Below are 20093 nucleotides of genomic sequence, written 5' to 3' on the forward strand. Positions count from 1 at the left end.
CCGCACAGAAACAGCAGAACGGGGACTGGACCAGGACCCGGACCAAGCAAAGGACCACCCATGACTTTTGACTACAAAGTTGCCGACATCTCCCTGGCGGAAGCCGGCCGCCACCAGATCCGCCTGGCGGAGCACGAAATGCCCGGCCTGATGTCCCTCCGCGAGGAGTTCGGCCCCACCCAGCCGCTCAAGGGTGCCCGGATCGCCGGTTCCCTGCACATGACGGTGCAGACCGCGGTGCTGATCGAGACCCTTACCGCGCTGGGCGCCGAGGTCCGCTGGGCCTCCTGCAACATCTTCTCCACCCAGGACGAGGCCGCCGCGGCCGTGGTGGTGGGCAAGGGTACCGTTGAGGACCCCAAGGGAGTACCCGTGTTCGCCTGGAAGGGCGAGACCCTTGAGGAATACTGGTGGACCGCCGAGCAGATCCTCACCTGGCCCGGTGCCGAGTCCAACCCCGAGTTGGGTCCGAACATGATCCTGGACGACGGCGGCGACGCCACCATGCTGGTCCACAAGGGTGTCGAGTTCGAGGCCATCGGCAACGTGCCGTCCGCCGATGCCGAGGATTCCGAGGAATACGGCATCTTCCTGGACGTGCTGCGCCGCTCGCTTGCCGCGGACCCGCAGAAGTGGACCCGAACGGCAGCCACGATCAGGGGCGTCAGCGAGGAGACCACTACCGGTGTCCACCGCCTCTACCAACTGGCTGACCAGGGCAAGCTGCTCTTCCCGGCCATCAACGTCAACGACTCCGTCACCAAGAGCAAGTTCGACAACAAGTACGGCATCCGCCACTCGCTGCCCGACGGCATCAACCGGGCCACGGATGTGCTCATGGGCGGAAAGGTCGCTGTCGTCTGCGGTTACGGCGACGTGGGCAAGGGCGCGGCCGAGGCGCTGCGCGGCCAGGGTTCACGCGTCATTGTCACCGAGATCGACCCCATCTGCGCGCTGCAGGCGGCCATGGACGGCTACCAGGTGGCCAAGCTGGAATCCGTCCTGGCCCAGGGCGACATCTTCATTACCACCACGGGCAACAAAGACGTCATCATGGCCGAGCACATGACCGGCATGAAGAACAAGGCCATTGTGGGCAACATCGGCCACTTCGACAACGAAATCGACATCGCCGGCCTGGCCCGCATCCCCGGCGTCAAAAAGGTCGAAATCAAGCCCCAGGTCCACGAATGGGTCTTTGAGGAAGGCACGGCGGCGGAGCGCTCCATTATCGTCCTGTCCGAGGGCCGCCTGCTCAACCTTGGCAACGCAACCGGCCATCCGTCTTTCGTGATGAGCAACTCGTTCGCAAACCAAACCATTGCGCAGATCGAGCTGTGGACCAAGCGGGACCAGCACGAGTATGAGAACAAGGTTTACGTGCTGCCCAAGGTCCTGGACGAAAAGGTGGCCCGGCTGCACCTGGACGCCCTGGGCGTTGAACTTACGGAACTGACCAAGGACCAGGCGGAATACCTGGACATCGACGTCGCCGGTCCGTACAAGCCCGAGCACTATCGTTACTGAGACGTAAGGGCCCGGGCGCCATCGAGCGCCCGGGCCGTTATTTTCTGCACCTAGGATCGAAACATGGAGCCTGATGTAAAGCCCCGCCGGCGGGGGACTGCCAAGAAAATCCTTGCCGTGGCAGCCGTGTGTGTCCTGGCTGCCCTGGGCGGGGTTTTCGCCGCCGTCGCCCCGGGCCTTGCCGGCGGCCCGCTTGAATCCGAAGCAGGCTCCGCACTGCGGACATCGCCGGGCATCGCTTCCCCCGTTGTTCCGCCCGTGACTTTCGACGCGGCGCCGGCCAACGGTGCAAAGCAGGTGAACCCTGCGGCCCCGGTGTCCCTGAAAGTGGGCAACGGGACCATCCAGCGCGTCACGCTCGCCAGTACGGCGGGGAAGACCATTGATGGCAGCATCGATGCCAGTGGGACGGCGTGGTCCGCCACCGGGCCCCTGGAATTCAACACCGAGTACAGCTACACCTACGTGGTCAAGGACGCCGCCGGACGCGAGACCAGCACCACGCAGTCCTTCAACACGGTGACAAGCTCCCACGAGGCCGACGCCGCCGTCTACCCGCTGAACGGCATGAAGGTGGGCGTGGGGCAGCCCCTGCAGATCATCTTCAGCGAACCCGTGACCAACCGCGCCGCCGTGGAAAAGGCCATCAAGATCACCACGACGGCGGGACAGGCCGGAGCATTCCATTGGTACAGCGACACCATGGTCCGGTACCGGGCGGAGAACTTCTGGGCAGCGAACTCCACCGTCACCATGGACATGCAGCTCTTCGGGGTTGACCTGGGCAACGGCCAAATCGCGAACTTCAACAAAAAGGTGAATGTCTCGATCGGAGACAAGAAGGTGGCCGTCGCCGATGCCACCGCGCATACCTTCACGCTCAGCGTCAACGACCAGCCCGTCAAGACCCTGCCCGTCAGCATGGGGGATAAGCGCTTCCCCTCGGCAAAGGGATACGCAGTGCTTATGGAGAAGAACCGCTTTGACCACTTCAGGGCGGCAAGCATCGGGCTGAAGCCCGACGATCCTGCCTACTACGGTGAGGCCGACGTCGAATACACCATCCGTCTCACCCTGAGCGGCGCCTACATCCACCAGGCCCTTGAATCGGCCTTTCCATACATCGGGAACGCCAACGTGTCCCATGGGTGCATCGGCTTCCTGCCCGACGGGGCGGCGTGGGTGTTCGACAACATGGGAACCGGCGACGTGGTCCAGATCATCAACACCGAGGGTGACTACGCGGCAAATACCGACGGGTTCGGCGACTGGAATATCCCGTGGAGCGAATACGACAACTAGGTCAGGTGGAGAACGGCAGACGCTGCAGCCGTTCCCCGATCTCCGTGTTCCGCCGGTGTGACAGCGACAGCCTGGTGAACTCCCTCTGCCGCCGTTCAGCCACGACGGCGGCCAGATAGTCATCGGCGCCCGTGCCCGGAGGCGGGGGCGGAGCCACGTGTGCGGACAGTTCAGCGGCGATGGCCTGCGCCATGCCCGCCCGGGACAGCGGTGCCATCCGGCCGGCCTGGCGGATAAACTGGGCGGCCCTGCGGGCTGTGGCATCCGGAATACGGCCAATATCCGCCGCTGCAGCCCACGACTGCAGATGGGGTGGAACAAAGACCCGGAGGGCCTGGTCCGCAGGTACCCGGCTGCGGACAGCATAGGTGCCTGCGAGCAGGTCGCCGAGCCGCCTGGACTTGTCGTTGAAGAGCGCCACGGCGAGGGCAAGGCCGCCGAACGTCAGATAGATCTCAAGGAACCCGGTCAGGCCGCGGATCACCGCATGCCGGAACCGGATGGCGCCGCCGTCCTCACGGACCACCCGCAGGCCCGTGGCCAGCTTCCCCAGCGACCGGCCCCGGCTCAGGGTCTCGACGGCCACGGGCACCACCACCAGGCAGAACACGACGGCGGCCAGGCCCAGGGCCCGCGCGGCTGCCCCGTCGAGGTCCGCGCCTGCGGCCGACAGGCCAATCATGACCAGCACCAGCAGGACTACGTGGACGATTGCGTCGATAAACAGGCCCAGGGCCCGGGCGGCGAAGCTCGCCGGCCGGAGCTCCAGCACCACTGCCTCGCCGGTGATTATCGGGCTCACACTGCATCCCCGCCCTTCGCATCTGGTGGTTCGAACGATCACATGGTGCAGACGGTCAAATTCTAATGCCGGGCGCTAGGCTGTAGCCGTGGACATGGATGCCTTCGCCGCCGTCAATGCGGACAAGTGGGCGCGCCTGCGTAAGCTTGCCGGCAAGGGCAGGCTCACCGGAGCCGAAGCCGACGAATTGCTGGCGCTGTACCAGTCCACGTCCGGCCACCTGTCGCTGGTCCGTTCCATGGCGCCGGAAAGCGGACTCTCCGCGTCCCTCTCGGCCACGCTGGCCCAGGCACGGACCCGCTTCACCGGCGCCCGCTCGAATGCCTTGGCTGACCTTGCACGGTTCTTCGTCGTGGCCCTGCCGGCGGCCCTGTACCGGCTGACCTGGCTGACCCTGGCCTGCGGCACCGCTTTCGTGCTCATCGCTGCCGCGTACGCCATCTGGATCGGGACGTCCCCCGAAGCCCTCCGGGCCGTGGCCTCGGAAGCCGCTGCCGCCCAGTACGTGAACGAGGACTTCGTCAATTACTACTCGGAGAACCCGGCAGCGTCCTTTGCCGGTGCCGTCTGGACCAACAATGCCTGGATCAGCGCACAGGCCGTGGCCCTGGGGATCACCGGTGTGTGGGTGCCAATGATCCTGTTCAGCAATGCCCAGGGAGTGGGCATTGCGGCGGGCATCTTCGCGTCTGCCGGCAAGTCCGACGTCTTCTTCAGTTACATCCTGCCGCACGGGCTCATGGAGCTCACCGCCGTCTTCGTTGCCTCCGCAGCAGGCCTTCGGGTCTTCTGGGCAACGGTCGCACCCGGACCACGGACCAGGGGCCGCGCCGTCGCGGAAGAGGGCAGGTCACTGATTACGGTGGCCCTGGGGCTCGTGGTGGTGCTGTTCGTCTCAGGCCTGGTGGAAGGGTTCGTCACCCCCAGCCCGCTGCCGGCCTGGGCCAGGATCGGAATCGGGGCGGCGGTTCTCAGCGCGTATTGGATCTACGTCCTGGTGTGGGGCAGGCGCGCCTGCCTTGCAGGGGAGCGCGGCGACCTCCGCCGCGAGGATGCCGGCTACACGGAAATCGCTGCCTGAATCGTTGTAATCCTGCCGGGGTGGTTCCTCGCCCGGCGGAACTTCCGGACGGTAGGCTCGACTGCAGAATGAATCGCACCGGCTGACTGGGACCGGTGCGGAACCCAACGGAAGTGACGCTGCTGTGAATGACGAGACACCGGCCCGCGCCAAAAGCGCCACGCCGCAGCCGGAGCCGTTCCTGGACACGTCCGGGGACTCCGACGAGCCCGCATTTTCCTGGCTGACGCCCGCTGCCGGGGACAAACCGGCCGGGAACGAACCGGCCGGGGACAAACCTGCCGCTGGCAAGCCAGGCGGAGGAAAGCCAGCCGGCGACAAGCCCGGCATCAATAGGACCGGCCCCGACGAGCCCGGCGTTCACGCCGGCCGGAACCAGGCAGCGGCAGGAAGCAAGGCCGCCCAGCCAGGAAGCCGGGCCGACCGCAAGGCCGCGGAAGCCGCCGTCGGATCCTCCGCCAACGGCTCCTCCACCGCCGGAGCCCCAGCTGCCGCCTCCCGCAGGCCCGCGGAGCACACTTCCACTGCGGGCTCCGCCGCGGCCGGGCCCGGCACCGGTTCGCCGGTCTTCAAGGAACCCCTTCCCACGTCAGCACTGCACGTCCGTCCGCCCGAGGAGGAAGTGGAGCGCCGCAACGCCCAGCGCGAAAGCGCCGCGAACGCCAAACCCGTGGCACCGCGTGTCATGCAGGTTTTGCTGGCCATCACCTACCCGGTAATCCTGCTGATCCTGGCCGTCCGGGCGGTGACCAGCCCGCTTTTTCTCTGGGTGGAGTACAACCGTCCCGGGTTCCCCGGTGACGGATACGGCTTCAACACCGACGACAGAATGACGTACGGCTCCTATGCGGTGGACTACCTGAGCAACTGGGCGGGCCCCAGGTACCTGGGCGATCTGGTGCACCGCGGCGGCGAGAAGCTCTTCAAGGACGGCGAAGTCAGCCACATGGCCGACGTCAAGGTTGTCATCCTGTCCACCTTTGGTGCCGGTGCACTGCTGCTCCTCCTGGCGCTGACCGCCATCCTGTACCTGCGCAAACGCAGCACCGGCGGGATCCGGCGCGGCCTCTTCGCCGGTTCCATCATCACGCTGGCACTGATCCTGGGCCTCGGCACGCTGGCGGCCCTGGGCTGGCAGCAGTTCTTCACCGAATTCCACCGGGTCTTCTTCGCCGCCGGATCCTGGACCTTCAGCCTGGATGACACCCTGATCCGGCTGTTCCCCAGCCAGTTCTGGATCGACGCCGGCATCGCCATCGCGGGCCTGGTGCTCCTGGCATCCATTGTGACGATGGTCCTCACCTGGCCCACGCGACGCCGCCGCGGCATTGCGCAGCAGGCAAAGCCGGCCACGGCGGACCGGGACAAGGCGGACCGGGACAAGACGGGGCCGGCCACGGCGGATCAGCCGTAGATTCCGGCAATCTCCGCCTGAAACTCCTGGACCACTGCGGAACGCTTCAGCTTCAGGGACGGTGTGAGGTGCCCGGACTCGACGCTGAACTCGGCGTCCAGAAGCCTGAACGTGCGCACCGATTCGGCTTTGGACACCATCCGGTTGGCCAGGTCCACTGCCTCCTGCACCGCAGCCAGGACGGCGGGATCGTTCGCGGCTTCGCTGAGGGGGAGGGGAGGAAGGCCCCGTTCGGACCGCCAGTTGGCAACGCCCTCCGGGTCCAGGGTCAGCAGGGCTGACACGAACGGTTTGCCGTCGCCCACCACCACGGCGTGGGCCACCAGTTGGTGGCTGCGGATCTTCTCCTCCAGCGGCCCGGGCGCCACGTTCTTGCCGCCGGCCGTGACCAGGAGGTCCTTTTTGCGTCCCGTGACGGTAAGGAAACCGTCCTGGTCGAGTTCACCGAGGTCTCCGGTACGGAAGAATCCGTCCACGAACGCCTCGGCGTTAGCCTCCGGATTGGAATGGTAGCCCCGGAAAACACCGATTCCCTTGACCAGGATTTCGCCGTCTTCGGCCACCCGGATGGTGGTGCCCGGGATGGGAATGCCCACCGTTCCCACTTTGGTGCGGGAAGGCGTATTCGCGGTGCATGGCGCCGTGGTCTCGGTCAGCCCATACCCCTCCAGGACGGGAATGCCTACGCCACGGAAGAAATGGGCGTCCTCGGAAGCCAGGGGACTGGCCCCGGACACGGTGTATCCCACCTCGCCACCCATCGCCTGGCGCAGCCGCGAGTAGACCAGCCGGTCATAGATCCCGTGCCTGATCCGGCTCAACAGGCCCGGGCCAGGCCCCTCGCCGCGGCTGTGCCGGTCCTGTTCGCGTGAGTACTCGATGGCGGCAGCCGCTGCGGCGTCGAAGAGCCTGCCCTTGCCTGCCACAGCGGCCTTGTGGGCGGCCGTGGCCCTGACCTTTTCGAAGATGCGCGGCACCACCAGCAGGAAGGTGGGGCGGAACGTGCCGAGGTCTTCGAGGAGCTGGGCGGCCCCGGGGGTATGCCCCAGCGTTGCCCCTGCGGCAAGGCACACCACCTGGACGGCGCGGGCCAGCACGTGGGCCAGCGGCAGGAACATCAGGGTGCGGGCCTGGTCCTCCTGCAGGATCTCGGGCAGGAACGCAACGATGTTCTTGGCCACCAGGGCAAAATTCCCGTGCGTGATCTCGCACCCTTTGGGCTTGCCCGTGGTGCCCGATGTGTACACCAGGGAGGCGAGGTCGGCCAACCCCGCGCGGCTGCGGTGCCGCTCCAGTTCAGCATCACTGACTCCGGTGCCCGCAGCGGCGAGGCTGGCAAGGTCCGGGGCCTCGCCGTCGTAATCCATCCGCACCACGTTGACCAGGCGGTCGCTGAGCTCGGCGCAACCGGCCACCACTCCGCTGACCAGCTGCACCGTGGCCCGGTCACCGGCGAAGACGCGGCGGACCCCTGCGTCCTGGATGATCCACTCCACCTGGCTGGCCGAGGACGTTTCGTAGATGGGCACCGTCACACCGCCGGCGAACCAGATGGCGAAGTCCACCAGGGTCCATTCGTACGAGGTGGGCGACATCACGGCCACCGTGTCGCCGGGCTCCAGGCCCCCGGCGATGAGCCCCTTGGCCAGGGCGCTGACGTCCTGGAGGAATTTTTGCGCGGGGATATCCACCCAGCCGTTGGGGCCCTTCCGCCGGTACAGGGCGTGGGCCGGGTTGGCGGCGTGCTGCTCCAGCAGCAGGTCAGTCACGTTGCTGTTGGCCTCAAGCTCAACCAGCAGTTCCGTGCTCGCTTCTCTCACAGCAGGTCTCCGTTTCCGCTGCCATGCCGCGGCAGCGGCTCCTTCAGGTCTCTGTTGCCATCCTGCCCTAGATCCAGGATGGCATCCACATCCGGACCTTCCAGTCGACGTACGGGATGACCTCGCCGGTCCAGATCGGGTAGAAAAACGCCGACAGCAGGAGCGCCGCCGCCAGGAACAGGACCACCAGATACATGCCGGAGCGACGGCGCCACGGCGGATCCGTGGCCCGGCCCAGGACCAGCCCCAGGCAGTACACCAGGGCCAGGACCAGGAACGGCTCAAAGGACACCGCGTAGAAGTAGAACATGGTCCGCTCCGGATACATGAACCATGGCAGGTAGCCCGCGCCCACCCCGGCCAGCACTGCCCCGGCGCGCCAGTCCCGGCGTCCCACCCACCAGAACAGCAGGACCACCAGCGAGATGGCTGCTGCCCACCAGATCAGCGGGTTACCGACGGACAGGATGGCGGAGGTGCACTTTTCCACGTCACAGCCCGGGGTGCCCTGGGGCGGGGATTCATAGAAGAACGACGTCGGCCGTCCCATCACCAGCCAGCTCCAGGCGCTGGCCTGGTAGGGGTGCTCGGAGCTCAGGCCCTGGTGGAACTTGTACGCTTCCAGGTGGTAGTGGACAAGGGACCGGACGGAGTCGGGCAGCCAGCCCCATTCCGCTGACGGGTTGCTCTCCGCCCAGTGACGGTAGTAGGCATTGGCCGAAAGGAACCAGCCGGTCCAGGTAGCCGAGTAGACAATGGCTGCGACGGGCACGGTGGCCGCGAAGGCGGGAATTCCGTCCCGGATCACGCCGCCGCTGATCCAGCCGCGGATGCCCGCCACCCGCCGGGCGTTGAGGTCCCACAGCACGGTCAGGAGGCCAAAGCCCGCCAGGAAGAACAGGCCGGACCACTTGGTGCCCACGGCCAGGCCCAGGCAGACCCCCGCGGCCACCCGCCACCAGCGCACGCCCAGCCACGGTCCGGCCAGCAGCGCCCGGGCCGGGGGCTGTCCGCCGTTCGTGGCGGCGGCATGGGCAAGCCGGGCCGCCAGGCGACGGCGCCCGTCGTCGCGGTCCATCAGCAGGGCGCCGAACGCGGCAAGGATCCAGAACGTGAGGAAAATGTCCAGCAAGGACGTCCTGGACATCACCAGGTGGTGGCCGTCGACGGCGAGGAGCAGCCCCGCGGCACCCGCGAGCGGAAGCGAGCGGAACAGTTTCAGGGCGATCAAGGACACCAGCAGCACCGTGAGGGTGCCGGTGAGGGCTGCGGCGAAGCGCCAGCCAAAGGGATTCTCCGGCCCGAACAGCCACATCCCGGCCGCGATCATCCACTTGCCCACCGGTGGATGGACGACGTATTCGGGAGTGTTCAGCAGGACGTCCGGATTGCCGGCATTAAAGGAATCATTTGCCTTGTCCGGCCAACTGCGCTCATAGCCGCTCATGAGGTAGGAGTAGGCGTCCTTGACGTAGTACGTCTCGTCGAACACCAGCTTGTGCGGCACTTCCAGGCGGATGAACCGGAGGAGGCCGCCAGCCACCGCCGTCAGGACCGGGACCAGGACGAACCACAGCCGGAGCGACGGCGGATAATCCCGCCAGGACATGCCGGTACCAATGAGCCTTGCCCGCAGTGCCTCCACCGTGAACGCCTCATCAGGCCGGCTGATCCAGGGGCGGGCGGCCTTGCCGCCGGGTGCCGTCCCGGTTGCCCCGGCTTCGGCCGGGGATCCCGCGGCGTTGGGTTTCCCGGGCCCCGTGGGCCGCGTCGAGGTCTGCGTCACGAGCCCCATGCTACCTTTTGCGGCTGCGGAGACCCGGCGGCAGTAGGCTTGGTGGGTGGACCCGAACCCCAGCCCCCTTTCTGAACCCGGCCCTGCGACCGCGGGACGGATCGTCCTTGCCGCCACTCCCATCGGGAACACCGGAGACGCCTCGGCCCGCCTCGTGGAACTGCTGGGCACTGCAGACATTGTGGCCGCTGAGGACACGCGGCGCCTCCACCGTCTGGTCCAAAGCCTGGGCATTGACGTGGCGGGCCGCGTCATCAGCTACCACGAGCACAATGAGGCCACCAGGACCGCTGAGCTCCTTGACCACGTGCGCTCCGGCAGCACGCTCCTGATGGTCACTGACGCCGGGATGCCGTCGGTATCCGACCCCGGCTTCCGGCTGGTGGAAGGCGCCATCGCGGCGGGACTTCCCGTCACCGCGGTTCCCGGACCGTCCGCGGTCCTCACGGCCCTTGCGTTGTCGGGCCTGCCCACGGACCGGTTCTGTTTTGAGGGATTCCTTCCCCGCAAGGCCGGCGAACGGGCCTCCCGCCTGGCGGACCTTGCCGGGGAGCGGCGCACCATGGTGTTCTTCGAGGCGCCGCACCGGCTCGAAGCCATGCTGCGTGCGCTGCGCGAGAGGTTCGGGCCGGACCGGCCCATCGCAGTCTGCAGGGAACTGACGAAAACGTACGAGGAAGTCATCCGCGGCACTGTTGGCGAACTGCTCCAGTGGGCCGAGGACACGGAGGTCCGCGGCGAGATCGCCGTGGTGCTCGGCGGGGCTCCTGAGCAGGCGGCCGGCACCCCGGAGGACCATGTGGCTGCCGTCAATGAGCTGGTGTCCCAGGGCATCCGGCTCAAGGAGGCCGTCGCCGCCGTCGCCGAAGACGTCCGGGTCAGCAAGAGGGAGCTCTACTCGGCCGTCCTGGCGGCCCGCTAGCCGGGCCACGGTCCGCTTTCGGCGCCTGTGCAGGTGCACAGCGAAGCCGCGATTCCGCAGTGCGCATCGGCGTAGACCATAGCCATGCCCCGCAGTAGTCTGGCTGTTAATCAGCCCCATGATCCCGGTCACTCCGGCCGCGGCGATGGGCTGCCACAACCCTACTGACGAGGGAGTCATCGTGACTGTCACTGCACAGCCGGCCGTTTCCGCCGAGCGCGAAACCCGGCTTTTGGCCTCCGTTCCCACCGGGCTGCTCATCAATGGTGAGTGGCGCGACGCCGCCTCAGGCAAGACGTTCGACGTCGAGGATCCCGCCACCGGGAAGGTGCTGCTGAGCATTGCCGACGCCGGCCCCGAGGATGGTGCGGCAGCCCTCGATGCTGCCGCGGCTGCCCAGGAATCCTGGGCAAAGGTGCCGCCGCGCGAACGCGGGGAGATCCTGCGCCGGGCCTTCGACCTGGTCACCGAACGTGCAGAAGACTTCTCCCTCCTGATGACCCTGGAAATGGGCAAGCCGCTGGCCGAGGCCCGCGGCGAAGTAACCTATGGCGCCGAGTTCCTGCGCTGGTTTTCCGAGGAAGCAGTCCGGGCTTTCGGCCGGTACTCGGTCTCGCCGGACGGCAAGTCCCGCCTCCTGGTCACCAAGAAGCCGGTGGGCCCCTGCCTGCTGATCACCCCGTGGAACTTCCCGCTGGCCATGGCCACCCGCAAGATCGCCCCGGCCGTCGCCGCCGGCTGCACCATGGTATTGAAGTCGGCCAACCTGACGCCCCTGACCTCCCAGCTGTTCGCTGCCGTGATGCAGGAGGCCGGGCTGCCTGCCGGTGTCCTGAACGTCATCCCCACCTCAACGGCCGGTGCCACCACCGGGCCGCTGATCAAGGATTCGCGCCTGCGCAAGCTGTCGTTCACCGGTTCCACCGAGGTGGGACGCCGGCTGCTGGCCGATGCGTCCGAAACCGTGCTGCGGACCTCCATGGAACTGGGCGGCAACGCCCCGTTCCTGGTCTTTGAGGACGCTGACCTGGACGCGGCCGTTACCGGCGCCATGCTGGCCAAGCTGCGGAACATGGGCGAGGCGTGCACCGCAGCCAACCGCTTCATCGTGCACGAGTCCGTAGCCGGGGAGTTCGCGGAGAAGTTCGCCGCGAAGATGAAGGACATGACCACCGCCCGCGGCACCGAGCCCGAGTCCAAGGTGGGGCCGCTGATCGACGCCAAGAGCCGGGACAAAGTCCACGAACTGGTCTCCGACGCCGTCGCCTCCGGCGCGAAGGCCGTCCTGGGCGGCGCACCGGTAGAGGGACCGGGCTACTTCTACCAGCCCACCATCCTCTCCGGCGTCACCGAAGGCACCCGGATCCTCTCCGAGGAAATCTTTGGCCCCGTCGCTCCGATCATCACCTTCTCCACCGAGGACGAAGCCGTCCGCCTGGCCAACAACACCGAATATGGGCTGGTGGCCTACGTCTTCACCAAGGACCTCAACCGCGGCATCCGGATGGGCGAGAAACTCGAAACCGGCATGCTCGGCCTGAACGCCGGCGTCATCTCCAACGCCGCGGCGCCCTTCGGCGGCGTGAAGCAGTCGGGCCTGGGACGCGAAGGCGGCCTCGAAGGCATCGAGGAATACCTTTACACCCAGTACATCGGCATCGCCGACCCCTACGCCGGCTAGTTCCGGAAGTTTCGCAGCGTACAAGTGCCGGCCGGGGTTTCCCCGGCCGGCACCTGCCGTTCAGCCCTGCCCGGCCCCGCGGCCGCCGTCGGCCGCCCCCGCCTTGGAACGCCGTCCTGCCGACGGATGCCCGGGCGCCCCGGGGCGTAGGCGCGCTGCAGCGTGAAGTGCTGTGCGGATGGTCCTGCCGGCCGCAATGAACGGCATCCTGAGCAGCTGGCCCAGCCGGCGGGTGACCGACGGCGGAAGCCATGCCGCCGTCAAACGCCTGGGCAGGGTGGCGTTTGCCCGAAGGGACGCTTCCACGGCCGCAACCCCGGCTGCAATGTCGCCTTCGGTCGGGTCGGGGCCGGAGCCTGGGGAACCAGTGCCGCCCGGGCGGCCGTACCGGTAATGTTCGAACGCCGAGGTAAAGCGCGACACTGCCCCGTGCGCCTCCTGGTCCATGCCTCCGGGCTCACCCAGCAGTTCAGCCCGGAACCGGGATGAATATGCCCTGGGCGTCTCGCTGTCCGCGGGGGGCAGGCCGTAGTCGGCGCCAAGATCCTTGATCTCATTCCATGCCGACGGTACGGCCAGGTCCGGTCGCCTTGGACGCAGCCGCCGTGACCTGATACCCCTCCGAACCAGGTGGGGGGCGGCCACCAGGAGAAGCAGGCCCACCAATGCGGCTGCACCAAGGAACCAGGGGGTCAATTGCGCGGAGTCGCCTGTGCTGCTGCCGGCGCCGGGGACGGCCTGGGCAGTGGTGCTGGGGGATGGGGCGGGAACCGGGGCCGTGTCGGGGATGAGGCCGTCGTTGTTGCCCAGGGAATCCGCGACCGAAGGCGCTGAGGCCTCGGTTGCGTAGTCCGGGACCACCCCCCGCGACGGCGTCGGCTCGAACGGTACCCAGCCCAGGCCCTGGAAGTACAATTCCGGCCAGGCGTGGGCGTCGCGCGCATCTGCCTCATACTCCGGGAGGGCGCCTTGGCCGGACACGGAGACCGTCGCCCCGGTCAGCCTGCCGGGGGCATAGCCCACGGCGATCCTGCTGGGGATTCCGTCCAGGCGGGCCATCACCGCCATCGCCGATGCGTAATGGATGCAGTAACCGCTCTTCTGCTGCAGGAAGTCAGCAAGGACGGAAAGGCCGTTACCGTCATAGCCGCCCTGCACCGGGGACTGCAGTGAATATGTGAACTCGGACGAGCGCAGGTACTTCTGGATGGCCAGGGCCTTCTGGTACGGCGTCCCCGCACCCCCGGCAACGGTCTGTGCCGTGGTTTTGACGATGTCCGGGACGTTGCCCGGGATGCGGGTGAAAATGTCGGGGATGCCCCGTGCGGGCCCTGAGGACTGGGCCAGGAGCGCCGCTGAAAGCTTGGGCACCGCGGAGGTCACCACGTACTCCTGCCGCCGGGTGGTGGTGTCAGTGCCCTTGATGCTCAGCGTGGCCGGATCCCAGGTCCACTGTCCGCCCAGTCCGCGGACGGTCTCGGGCGCATAGGGCGCCGGCAGGTAGGGACTGGTGAAGGACCCGGTGTCGATGGCTGTCACCAGCCGCACCTGCTCATCGGTCAGGACCGGATACCCGGGGTCGATCCGGCCGTCAAGGGGCACCCTGGAGGCGGTGCGGTCGTCCGGTCCCCACGAATCGCCGTCGAAATTGTCCACGGTGACCGATCGCAGGTAGAGAGGGTTGGGTGACGTGGTGGCGTAGGTGATCCTGCCGCTTCCGTCCGGTGTGCGAAGGCTGTTGCCCAGGGTGATCATCGGATTCAGGCCTGTGGCGGCACCCCACGGATTGAGCCGTGAACCCTGCGGGAACGTGCCTGTGTCGAAGCCGGGAATCGCCAGGGGCAGTACCAGGGTGGCTGCCAGCGCCACGGAGCCCGTCAGCACGGCCCTGCGCACCAGGCCCGGGCTTCGGGCCGAGCCGCCCTGCAACCTCCCGTCCGGGGCAAACCATTGGCTGCAGGCGAGGATCAGCAGGTAGCCCGCTACGGTGGCAACGAAACTCCATACCCCCACGCTCTGCGGTTTGATCATGGCCGGAACCACCAGCAGCGCAAGCAGGCCTGTGCCGGAGGCGGCCGGCATCCCGAGCGGAACCGCGAGTGCATCGACCAGGATGACAGCCAGGCCAAGCACGGCACAGACCACCATGACGATCCCGGCGTTGGGCGCCACGGGTGCAGTCTCTGCCAGGACAGTCTCGCTGGCCCGCCGGATCAGCCGGTCCAGGTCCGGGAGCGTGGCACCTGTAGGGACCACCCACAGGAAACTGGAGCCGCGGAAGAACGTCAACGTCAGGACGGCGCCCAGTGCCACGAATCCGCCTGCGGTGACCAGCAGGGGCTGGGCCCGGACGGAACGCAGCGCGGCAAGCGTGAATGCCACCACCAGCACGGTGGTCATCACCGGCCAGTACCAGTTCCAGCCCCGCAGGACACCGTTCAAGGACAGGGCAGCGCCGCAGACGGCCACGGTGATGGATCCCCCCATGGCCCACGGGTAGGCGCCGGCGCGCAGGCGTCCCGCAGGCATTTCATGCTGTGCCTGTGCCTCGTGGCCCGCACCCGTTGGCCGGGCCGGCGCCATGGTCATGTGGCCACCCCCGCTCCCCGCCGGACCTCTGCCGCCGTAACCACCGGCAGGGCCGGGTCCTGGTCGAACTGGCGCCACGCGGCGGCAAGCTGCGTCGCGGGCGCCACGGCCACCGCCCGCCAGCCGCCCTGCCGCAGCACTTCCAGGACATCCTGGGACTCCATGGGACGTTCCACGGCCAGGATGGCGAACGCGTTGGTGCCGTACGAAGCGGCAGGGGCCAATGCTGCGGCTTCCTCCCTCGTGATGCGACCCAGGACAGCGATCAGTGGCCCGCGCATCCGATGGGCGGACAGCTTGTCCATCAAGTGGTCGTCAAAGGCCGGCAGTCCCTGCTCCGGGCCTCCCTGTGTCCGCACTTTCGGGGCACCGGGGCGCGGCGCGTTCCTGGCCATGACACCCAGCTGCATGACACCCCGCTGCACATCGTCCCGGCGAATGCTGTCCCGGTGAGTGCTTTCCCGGCGGGGGTGGGGCGCCCCGGACAGGTGGATGGCGGCAAGGCTTTCGGCAATGGACTGCAGGCCGGATGATCCGCTGAATTCTTCCACCGCCGGTTCCGGGGACGAGGGGGAGTGGAGGAACGCCGGTTCCCCGCCCGTGTCCAGCGCCCGAAGGCTGTAGTTGCGCTCGGCAAGGTGTGCGCTGACGGACATGGTGGCAACAACAGCCCACTCGAAGGTGTCGCTGGTGGCCGGCGCATGCCCCTCCGGCACGGGCAGGCCCGGCATCGACGTGCCGGAGCCCCCGCCGAACGCACTGGCCCGATGGTCCAGGATGATGGTGGCTTCCGGCGTGGTCACGGACTCCTCCTGCCTGACCATCAAGGACCCATGCCGTGCCGTGGCAGGCCAATGGACCCGTCGCATCGGGTCACCGTGACGGTATTCCCGGGTCATGATGTCGTCGTCGCTCGGGTTTGCCCGGACACGGGTGGCGGTGACGCCGTCGTTCCCCCGCGCTCCCGCCAGCCCGGCGGCAGGCAGGACGACGGCGGCCGGCGTCACGGTGAGGATGTCGCCGTCGTCAATCGCCTGCCGGTGCAGGGAGAGGCCGAAAGGGTCCGTGAACTCGGCCGTGACCGGGCCGATCCTGAACTGCCCCCGGTACCTGGACGTGAGGTGGTATTCGTAGCGGCTTGTGCCGCCGGTGGCCGAACGGGACGGGAACCGGAAGGACGGCGCGTGGCCGAAGTGCGCCGGCAGCCGCTCCTCCATGGCAACCCGTCCGCTGCCCGGGCCCGTCCTGGCCACGGCAAGGTGGACCGTCGCCGGGGCGGAGGTTTCCACAGGGGAGGGATTGAATTCGCGGTAGACGCGGAAGCGCGGCTTGACCAGCCTGACGCCGGCAAGGGAGACGAGCGGCAGGACCAGCAGCAAGATGGCAAGTGTCAGGAGGTCCCGGCGCCCCATGACCTGGGCCGCGGCCAGTGTGAAGGCCCCGGCTGCGAGCATGCCCCAGCCGCGCCTGGTGAACAGGTGCCGCGGAAGCTTATCCAGCAGGGCCATGGTCCGTGCCTAGCGGTTCCTGCTGCCGGCGGCGGCCGCGGCCCGGTTGGGCTGCCCCGGCTGGGCCTGTGGCACGGGCAGCCTGGACAGGATGCCCCGCAGGACGCTGTGGGGTGTCTCGCCTGCGCCCGCCGCCTTCCGGTCCAGGATGATGCGGTGCGCCAGGACGGCCTCGGCCACGTCCCGCACGTCGTCCGGCAGGACGAAGTCGCGGCCCTCCAGGGCGGCTGTGGCCTTGGCGGCACGCAGCAGCTGCAGCATGGAACGGGGACTGGCGCCGAGCCGCAGCAGCGGGCTTTCCCTGGTGGCCCTGCCCACTGCCACCGTATATTCCTTCACGGCGTCTGAGACATAGACCTGCTGGACAGTGGCGGTCATGGCCGCGACGTCGGACGCGGTGACCACGGGGGAGACATTGGCCAGCGGCGAGACCGCCTGGTGGGTTTCGAGCATCTCGATCTCTGCGGCCTTGTCCGGGTAGCCCATGGAAATCCGGGCCATGAACCGGTCCCGCTGGGCCTCCGGCAGCGGATAGGTGCCTTCCATTTCAATGGGGTTCTGGGTTGCGACCACCATGAACGGCTCATCGAGCTTGTAGGACGTGCCGTCCACGGTGACCTGATGCTCCTCCATGCACTCCAGCAGGGCGGACTGCGTCTTGGCGGATGCGCGGTTGATTTCATCACCGATGACGATGTTGGCGAAGACCGCACCCGGCCGGAACTCGAACAGCCTTGAGGCCTGGTTGTAGATGGACACCCCGGTGACATCCGAGGGCAGCAGGTCCGGGGTGAACTGGATGCGGTTGACCGTGCAGTCGATGGTCCGGGCGAGGGTCTTTGCGAGCAGGGTTTTCCCGACGCCGGGCACGTCCTCGAGCAGCAGGTGGCCTTGTGCGAGGAGTACGGTGAGCGCCAGCTTGGCGGCATCGGACTTACCGTCGATGACGGTATTGACCGTGGTGAGGATGCGCTGCGCCGCGGCGTGGAAGGACACCGGGTCCATGGCCGCAGGCCGGTGCCCGTTCAGGTGGCTGACGGAATCAGCGACGCCGGCCAGGTTAAGGTTCGGTGCGCTTCCATTGTTGGCAGTGCGTCGGTGGGGTTCCATCGGCAACCTTTCAGCCCGGGTTTCACCTGGACGGGACAGCAAGCCTGCCTTCGCCCCTTGGTGGGCGTGCGCGTGTGTTCGTTCCAGACTACTAACACAACTGCCGTGCCTGACAGAGAGTTCCGGCAAATATGGGGGTACCTTTCGGCCGATAGTCTGGGTGGATGTGCAATTCGTCAATTCCCGCCGCTTACCGGGTACCTGCAGACGAGGAGACTCCGGACCAGGCCGCCGGCCGCCGGAAGGATTTTCCGCCCGCGCCGGAGCCCCTGCCGGTACCAGTCATGGACAACCACACCCACCTGGACTTCCCGGACGGAAAGGGGCCGGTGGGGATCAAGGCTGCGCTGGATGCAGCGGCGGCCGTGGGAGTCCAGGGCGCCGTGCAGGTGGGCTGCGACCTCGAATCCTCACGGTTCACGGTGGAGGCGGTGGACCGGGACGAACGGCTCCTGGGCGCCGTGGCCCTGCACCCCAATGACGCGCCGCATTATGCTGCCCGCGGTGAACTGGAAGCGGCCCTTGCCGAAATCGAACGCCTGGCGGGCCATCCCCGGATCCGGGCCATCGGCGAAACCGGACTGGACTTCTACCGCACCGAGGGAGAGGGGCTGCGGCACCAGGAGTACTCGTTCCGGCGGCATATCGACATTGCCAAACGCCTGGACCTCACCCTCCAGATCCATGACCGGGACGCGCACAGCGACGTGGTGCGCGTCCTTCAGGAAGAGGGCGCGCCGGACAGGGTGGTGTTCCATTGCTTCTCCGGTGGCGAGGACCTGGCCAAAACCTGTAACGACCAGGGCTGGTGGATGTCCTTTGCCGGCACGCTGACGTTCAGGAACGCCACGAATCTGCGCGCCGCGCTCGCCGTCGCGGACCGGCAGCTCATCATGGTGGAAACGGACGCTCCATTCCTGACCCCGCACCCGCACAGGGGGCGTCCCAACGCGAGCTACACGGTCCCGTACACCGTGCGGGCCATGGCAGAATTGACAGGCTCCGACCTGGCCGGCCTGTGCAGCGCAATCAGCGAAAATACCGTACGGGCATACGGATCCTGGGCCTGACACTCCTTCCCCTGCCCGCTGCTAAATGCATATCTGGTATGCAAAAATGTTGGCCACTTTATAACGCTACGGTTACAGTGGGAAACTATTAGCCGGGGTCGGGGAAGGCCAACGGGTAATTTCACTTCATTCGCAGCCGGCCCGGCTTGTCCAGTATCCGGCCATGCCGCTGCGCGGAGTGTGGCGGCGCACCGGTGCCCGGACTGTCCTTTTCAAGGTTGCTCCGGGCATTTTATTGCGCGTTTCCCCGTGCCCGGATGGACCGAGAGTTACGGGCAATCGTGATCAAGTTCTTCACATCGGACGGCAAGTTCAGCTATATCAAAGTTGGCGCCCAGCTGCTGGTGCTTTGCGGCCTGGTCGCAGGCCTCGTAGCCTTCGTGGGCAATAACAAAACAGTCACGCTCAACGTGGACGGCAAAGCGTCGTCCGTGCAGTCCTTTGGCGGAACAGTGGAACAGGTGGTCAAGAGTGCCAACCTGGAACTGAAGCCCGGCGACCGCGTGTCGCCTTCCCTCGACGCCACGGTCCAGAACGGCACCGTCATCAACATCAACCAGGCCAAGGAAGTCAAAGTCAGCCTTGACGGGGCTGAAAAGACGGTGAACACCACCGCCCAGGACGTCGAAGACCTGGTGACAGAACTCGGCGTCGCCAGTGCCTCGTCCGTTTCAGCGCCCAAGGATGCCACCCTTTCGCTGGCAGGTTCCTACGTCTCGATCTCCACGCCCAAGACCGTCAGCATTGTGGCTGACGGCAAAGTGAACACCGCCACCACCACGGCCCCCACCGTTGGCAAGGTGCTGGAGGATTCCGGCGTGACCCTCGCCGCCAACGACCGCACCTCGCAGCCGGCCAACGCCAACGTGGTGAACAACATGGTCATCAAGGTGTCCCGGGTGGACACCAGCCAGACCACGGTCACCAGTGAAGACGTGCCCTTCGAGACCGTTACCGCCGAAAGCGCAGACATGCTCAAGGGCGAAAAGGAAGTGACCCAGGCGGGCGCCGCCGGAAAGCTGGAACGCACTTTCAAGCTGGTACTCGTGGACGGACGGGAAGCGTCCCGCACGCTGGTGTCCGAGAAGGTGGCCGTGCAGCCGGTCACCGAGAAAGTCACCGTTGGCACCAAGGCCAAGCCTGCACCCCAGGCCGCACCTGCGGCCGCTGCCGGCGCCAACACCGGCGCAGCTGCACCGGCCATGATGAACGAGGCCATGTGGGACAAGATTGCCCAGTGCGAATCCAGTGGAAACTGGAGCATCAACAGCGGCAACGGCTACTACGGCGGCCTCCAGTTCGACATCCGCACCTGGATCGGAGCCGGCGGCGGCGCCTACGCCCCTAACGCCAGCCTCGCCACCAAGGCGCAGCAGATCGACATCGCCAACCGCGTCTACGCGCAGCGCGGCCTGTCGCCCTGGGGCTGCGGCTGGGCAGCAACCAGCTGATCTACCGGACATAAGCGCAGA

14 protein-coding genes are annotated in these 20093 nt (G+C 67.1%); 8 read left to right on the forward strand and 6 right to left on the reverse strand.

Translation table 11 applies throughout. The features are described from left to right. Positions 1 to 60 precede the first annotated feature (60 nt). Together ahcY and LDO14_RS06560 are read left to right on the forward strand one after the other, a co-directional pair. Positions 61 to 1527 carry an adenosylhomocysteinase gene (gene ahcY / locus LDO14_RS06555; RefSeq protein WP_134164539.1) on the forward strand — a complete coding sequence of 489 codons (1467 nt, stop codon included), beginning with the start codon at positions 61 to 63 and terminating at the stop codon, positions 1525 to 1527. Between the two features lie 63 nt (positions 1528 to 1590). After that, positions 1591 to 2829: an Ig-like domain-containing protein gene (locus tag LDO14_RS06560; protein ID WP_056393498.1), complete on the forward strand. Its 1239-nt coding sequence runs from the start codon at positions 1591 to 1593 to the stop codon at positions 2827 to 2829. Position 2830: 1 nt separating this feature from the next. On the opposite strand, the gene LDO14_RS06565 is transcribed toward LDO14_RS06560, so the two are convergent. Further along, positions 2831 to 3631 carry an RDD family protein gene (locus tag LDO14_RS06565; RefSeq protein WP_056393501.1) on the reverse strand — a complete coding sequence of 267 codons (801 nt, stop codon included), beginning with the start codon at positions 3629 to 3631 and terminating at the stop codon, positions 2831 to 2833. 88 nt (positions 3632 to 3719) lie between these two features. On the opposite strand from LDO14_RS06565, the gene LDO14_RS06570 reads away from it, so the two are divergent. Together LDO14_RS06570 and LDO14_RS06575 are read left to right on the forward strand one after the other, a co-directional pair. Then, a complete protein-coding gene (locus LDO14_RS06570; RefSeq protein WP_186447784.1) occupies positions 3720 to 4712 on the forward strand; it encodes a stage II sporulation protein M in 993 nt (330 codons plus the stop codon). Between the two features lie 124 nt (positions 4713 to 4836). Next, entirely contained in the window at positions 4837 to 6126 is a 1290-nt protein-coding gene (locus LDO14_RS06575) for a TIGR01906 family membrane protein (RefSeq protein WP_223994456.1), read from the forward strand. Here the strand turns inward: LDO14_RS06575 and LDO14_RS06580 are convergent. Then, complete coding sequence (locus tag LDO14_RS06580; RefSeq protein WP_223994458.1) at positions 6117 to 7946, reverse strand: AMP-dependent synthetase/ligase; 1830 nt, start codon at positions 7944 to 7946, stop codon at positions 6117 to 6119. The genes LDO14_RS06575 and LDO14_RS06580 overlap by 10 nt on opposite strands. 67 nt (positions 7947 to 8013) lie before the next feature. Next, positions 8014 to 9741: a phospholipid carrier-dependent glycosyltransferase gene (locus LDO14_RS06585; RefSeq protein ID WP_223994467.1), complete on the reverse strand. Its 1728-nt coding sequence runs from the start codon at positions 9739 to 9741 to the stop codon at positions 8014 to 8016. A 46-nt stretch (positions 9742 to 9787) separates the two neighbouring features. On the opposite strand from LDO14_RS06585, the gene rsmI reads away from it, so the two are divergent. Together rsmI and LDO14_RS06595 are read left to right on the forward strand one after the other, a co-directional pair. After that, entirely contained in the window at positions 9788 to 10663 is an 876-nt protein-coding gene (gene rsmI / locus LDO14_RS06590) for a 16S rRNA (cytidine(1402)-2'-O)-methyltransferase (protein WP_056393510.1), read from the forward strand. A 181-nt stretch (positions 10664 to 10844) separates the two neighbouring features. After that, positions 10845 to 12344: an NAD-dependent succinate-semialdehyde dehydrogenase gene (locus LDO14_RS06595; RefSeq protein WP_026265912.1), complete on the forward strand. Its 1500-nt coding sequence runs from the start codon at positions 10845 to 10847 to the stop codon at positions 12342 to 12344. Between the two features lie 60 nt (positions 12345 to 12404). Here the strand turns inward: LDO14_RS06595 and LDO14_RS06600 are convergent, their stop codons facing one another. Genes LDO14_RS06600 through LDO14_RS06610 form a run of 3 tightly spaced genes read right to left on the reverse strand, consistent with a single transcriptional unit; the run spans position 12405 to position 17551 of the window. Then, the gene (locus LDO14_RS06600; RefSeq protein WP_223994469.1) at positions 12405 to 14933 is read right to left on the reverse strand and encodes a DUF3488 and transglutaminase-like domain-containing protein; all 2529 of its coding nucleotides are present in this window, start codon (positions 14931 to 14933) and stop codon (positions 12405 to 12407) included. Continuing rightward, positions 14930 to 16441: a DUF58 domain-containing protein gene (locus LDO14_RS06605; RefSeq protein ID WP_223994471.1), complete on the reverse strand. Its 1512-nt coding sequence runs from the start codon at positions 16439 to 16441 to the stop codon at positions 14930 to 14932. The genes LDO14_RS06600 and LDO14_RS06605 overlap by 4 nt, the downstream gene beginning before the upstream one ends. A gap of 9 nt (positions 16442 to 16450) precedes the next feature. Further along, positions 16451 to 17551 carry a MoxR family ATPase gene (locus LDO14_RS06610; protein WP_018770139.1) on the reverse strand — a complete coding sequence of 367 codons (1101 nt, stop codon included), beginning with the start codon at positions 17549 to 17551 and terminating at the stop codon, positions 16451 to 16453. A gap of 164 nt (positions 17552 to 17715) precedes the next feature. Here LDO14_RS06610 and LDO14_RS06615 point away from each other — a divergent pair, with 164 nt between their 5' ends. Both LDO14_RS06615 and LDO14_RS06620 read left to right on the forward strand, forming a co-directional pair. After that, positions 17716 to 18621 carry a TatD family hydrolase gene (locus tag LDO14_RS06615; RefSeq protein ID WP_018770138.1) on the forward strand — a complete coding sequence of 302 codons (906 nt, stop codon included), beginning with the start codon at positions 17716 to 17718 and terminating at the stop codon, positions 18619 to 18621. Between the two features lie 257 nt (positions 18622 to 18878). After that, positions 18879 to 20072, forward strand: a complete 1194-nt coding sequence (locus LDO14_RS06620) for a resuscitation-promoting factor (RefSeq protein WP_186447783.1) — start codon at positions 18879 to 18881, stop codon at positions 20070 to 20072. The last annotated feature ends 21 nt before the right edge of the window (positions 20073 to 20093 follow it).

It is taken from the genome of Arthrobacter sp. NicSoilB11, assembly GCF_019977375.1.
GTDB lineage: Bacteria > Actinomycetota > Actinomycetes > Actinomycetales > Micrococcaceae > Arthrobacter.

Bases quoted from the DNA above. Each gene is read 5' to 3' on its own strand.
- LDO14_RS06585 (WP_223994467.1), bottom strand. From the start codon at position 9,741: ATGGGGCTCGTGACGCAGACCTCGACGCGGCCCACGGGGCCCGGGAAA.
- LDO14_RS06610 (WP_018770139.1), bottom strand. From the start codon at position 17,551: ATGGAACCCCACCGACGCACTGCCAACAATGGAAGCGCACCGAACCTT.
- LDO14_RS06615 (WP_018770138.1), top strand. From the start codon at position 17,716: ATGTGCAATTCGTCAATTCCCGCCGCTTACCGGGTACCTGCAGACGAG.
- LDO14_RS06560 (WP_056393498.1), top strand. From the start codon at position 1,591: ATGGAGCCTGATGTAAAGCCCCGCCGGCGGGGGACTGCCAAGAAAATC.
- LDO14_RS06605 (WP_223994471.1), bottom strand. From the start codon at position 16,441: ATGGCCCTGCTGGATAAGCTTCCGCGGCACCTGTTCACCAGGCGCGGC.
- ahcY (WP_134164539.1), top strand. From the start codon at position 61: ATGACTTTTGACTACAAAGTTGCCGACATCTCCCTGGCGGAAGCCGGC.
- LDO14_RS06620 (WP_186447783.1), top strand. From the start codon at position 18,879: ATGGACCGAGAGTTACGGGCAATCGTGATCAAGTTCTTCACATCGGAC.
- LDO14_RS06600 (WP_223994469.1), bottom strand. From the start codon at position 14,933: ATGACCATGGCGCCGGCCCGGCCAACGGGTGCGGGCCACGAGGCACAG.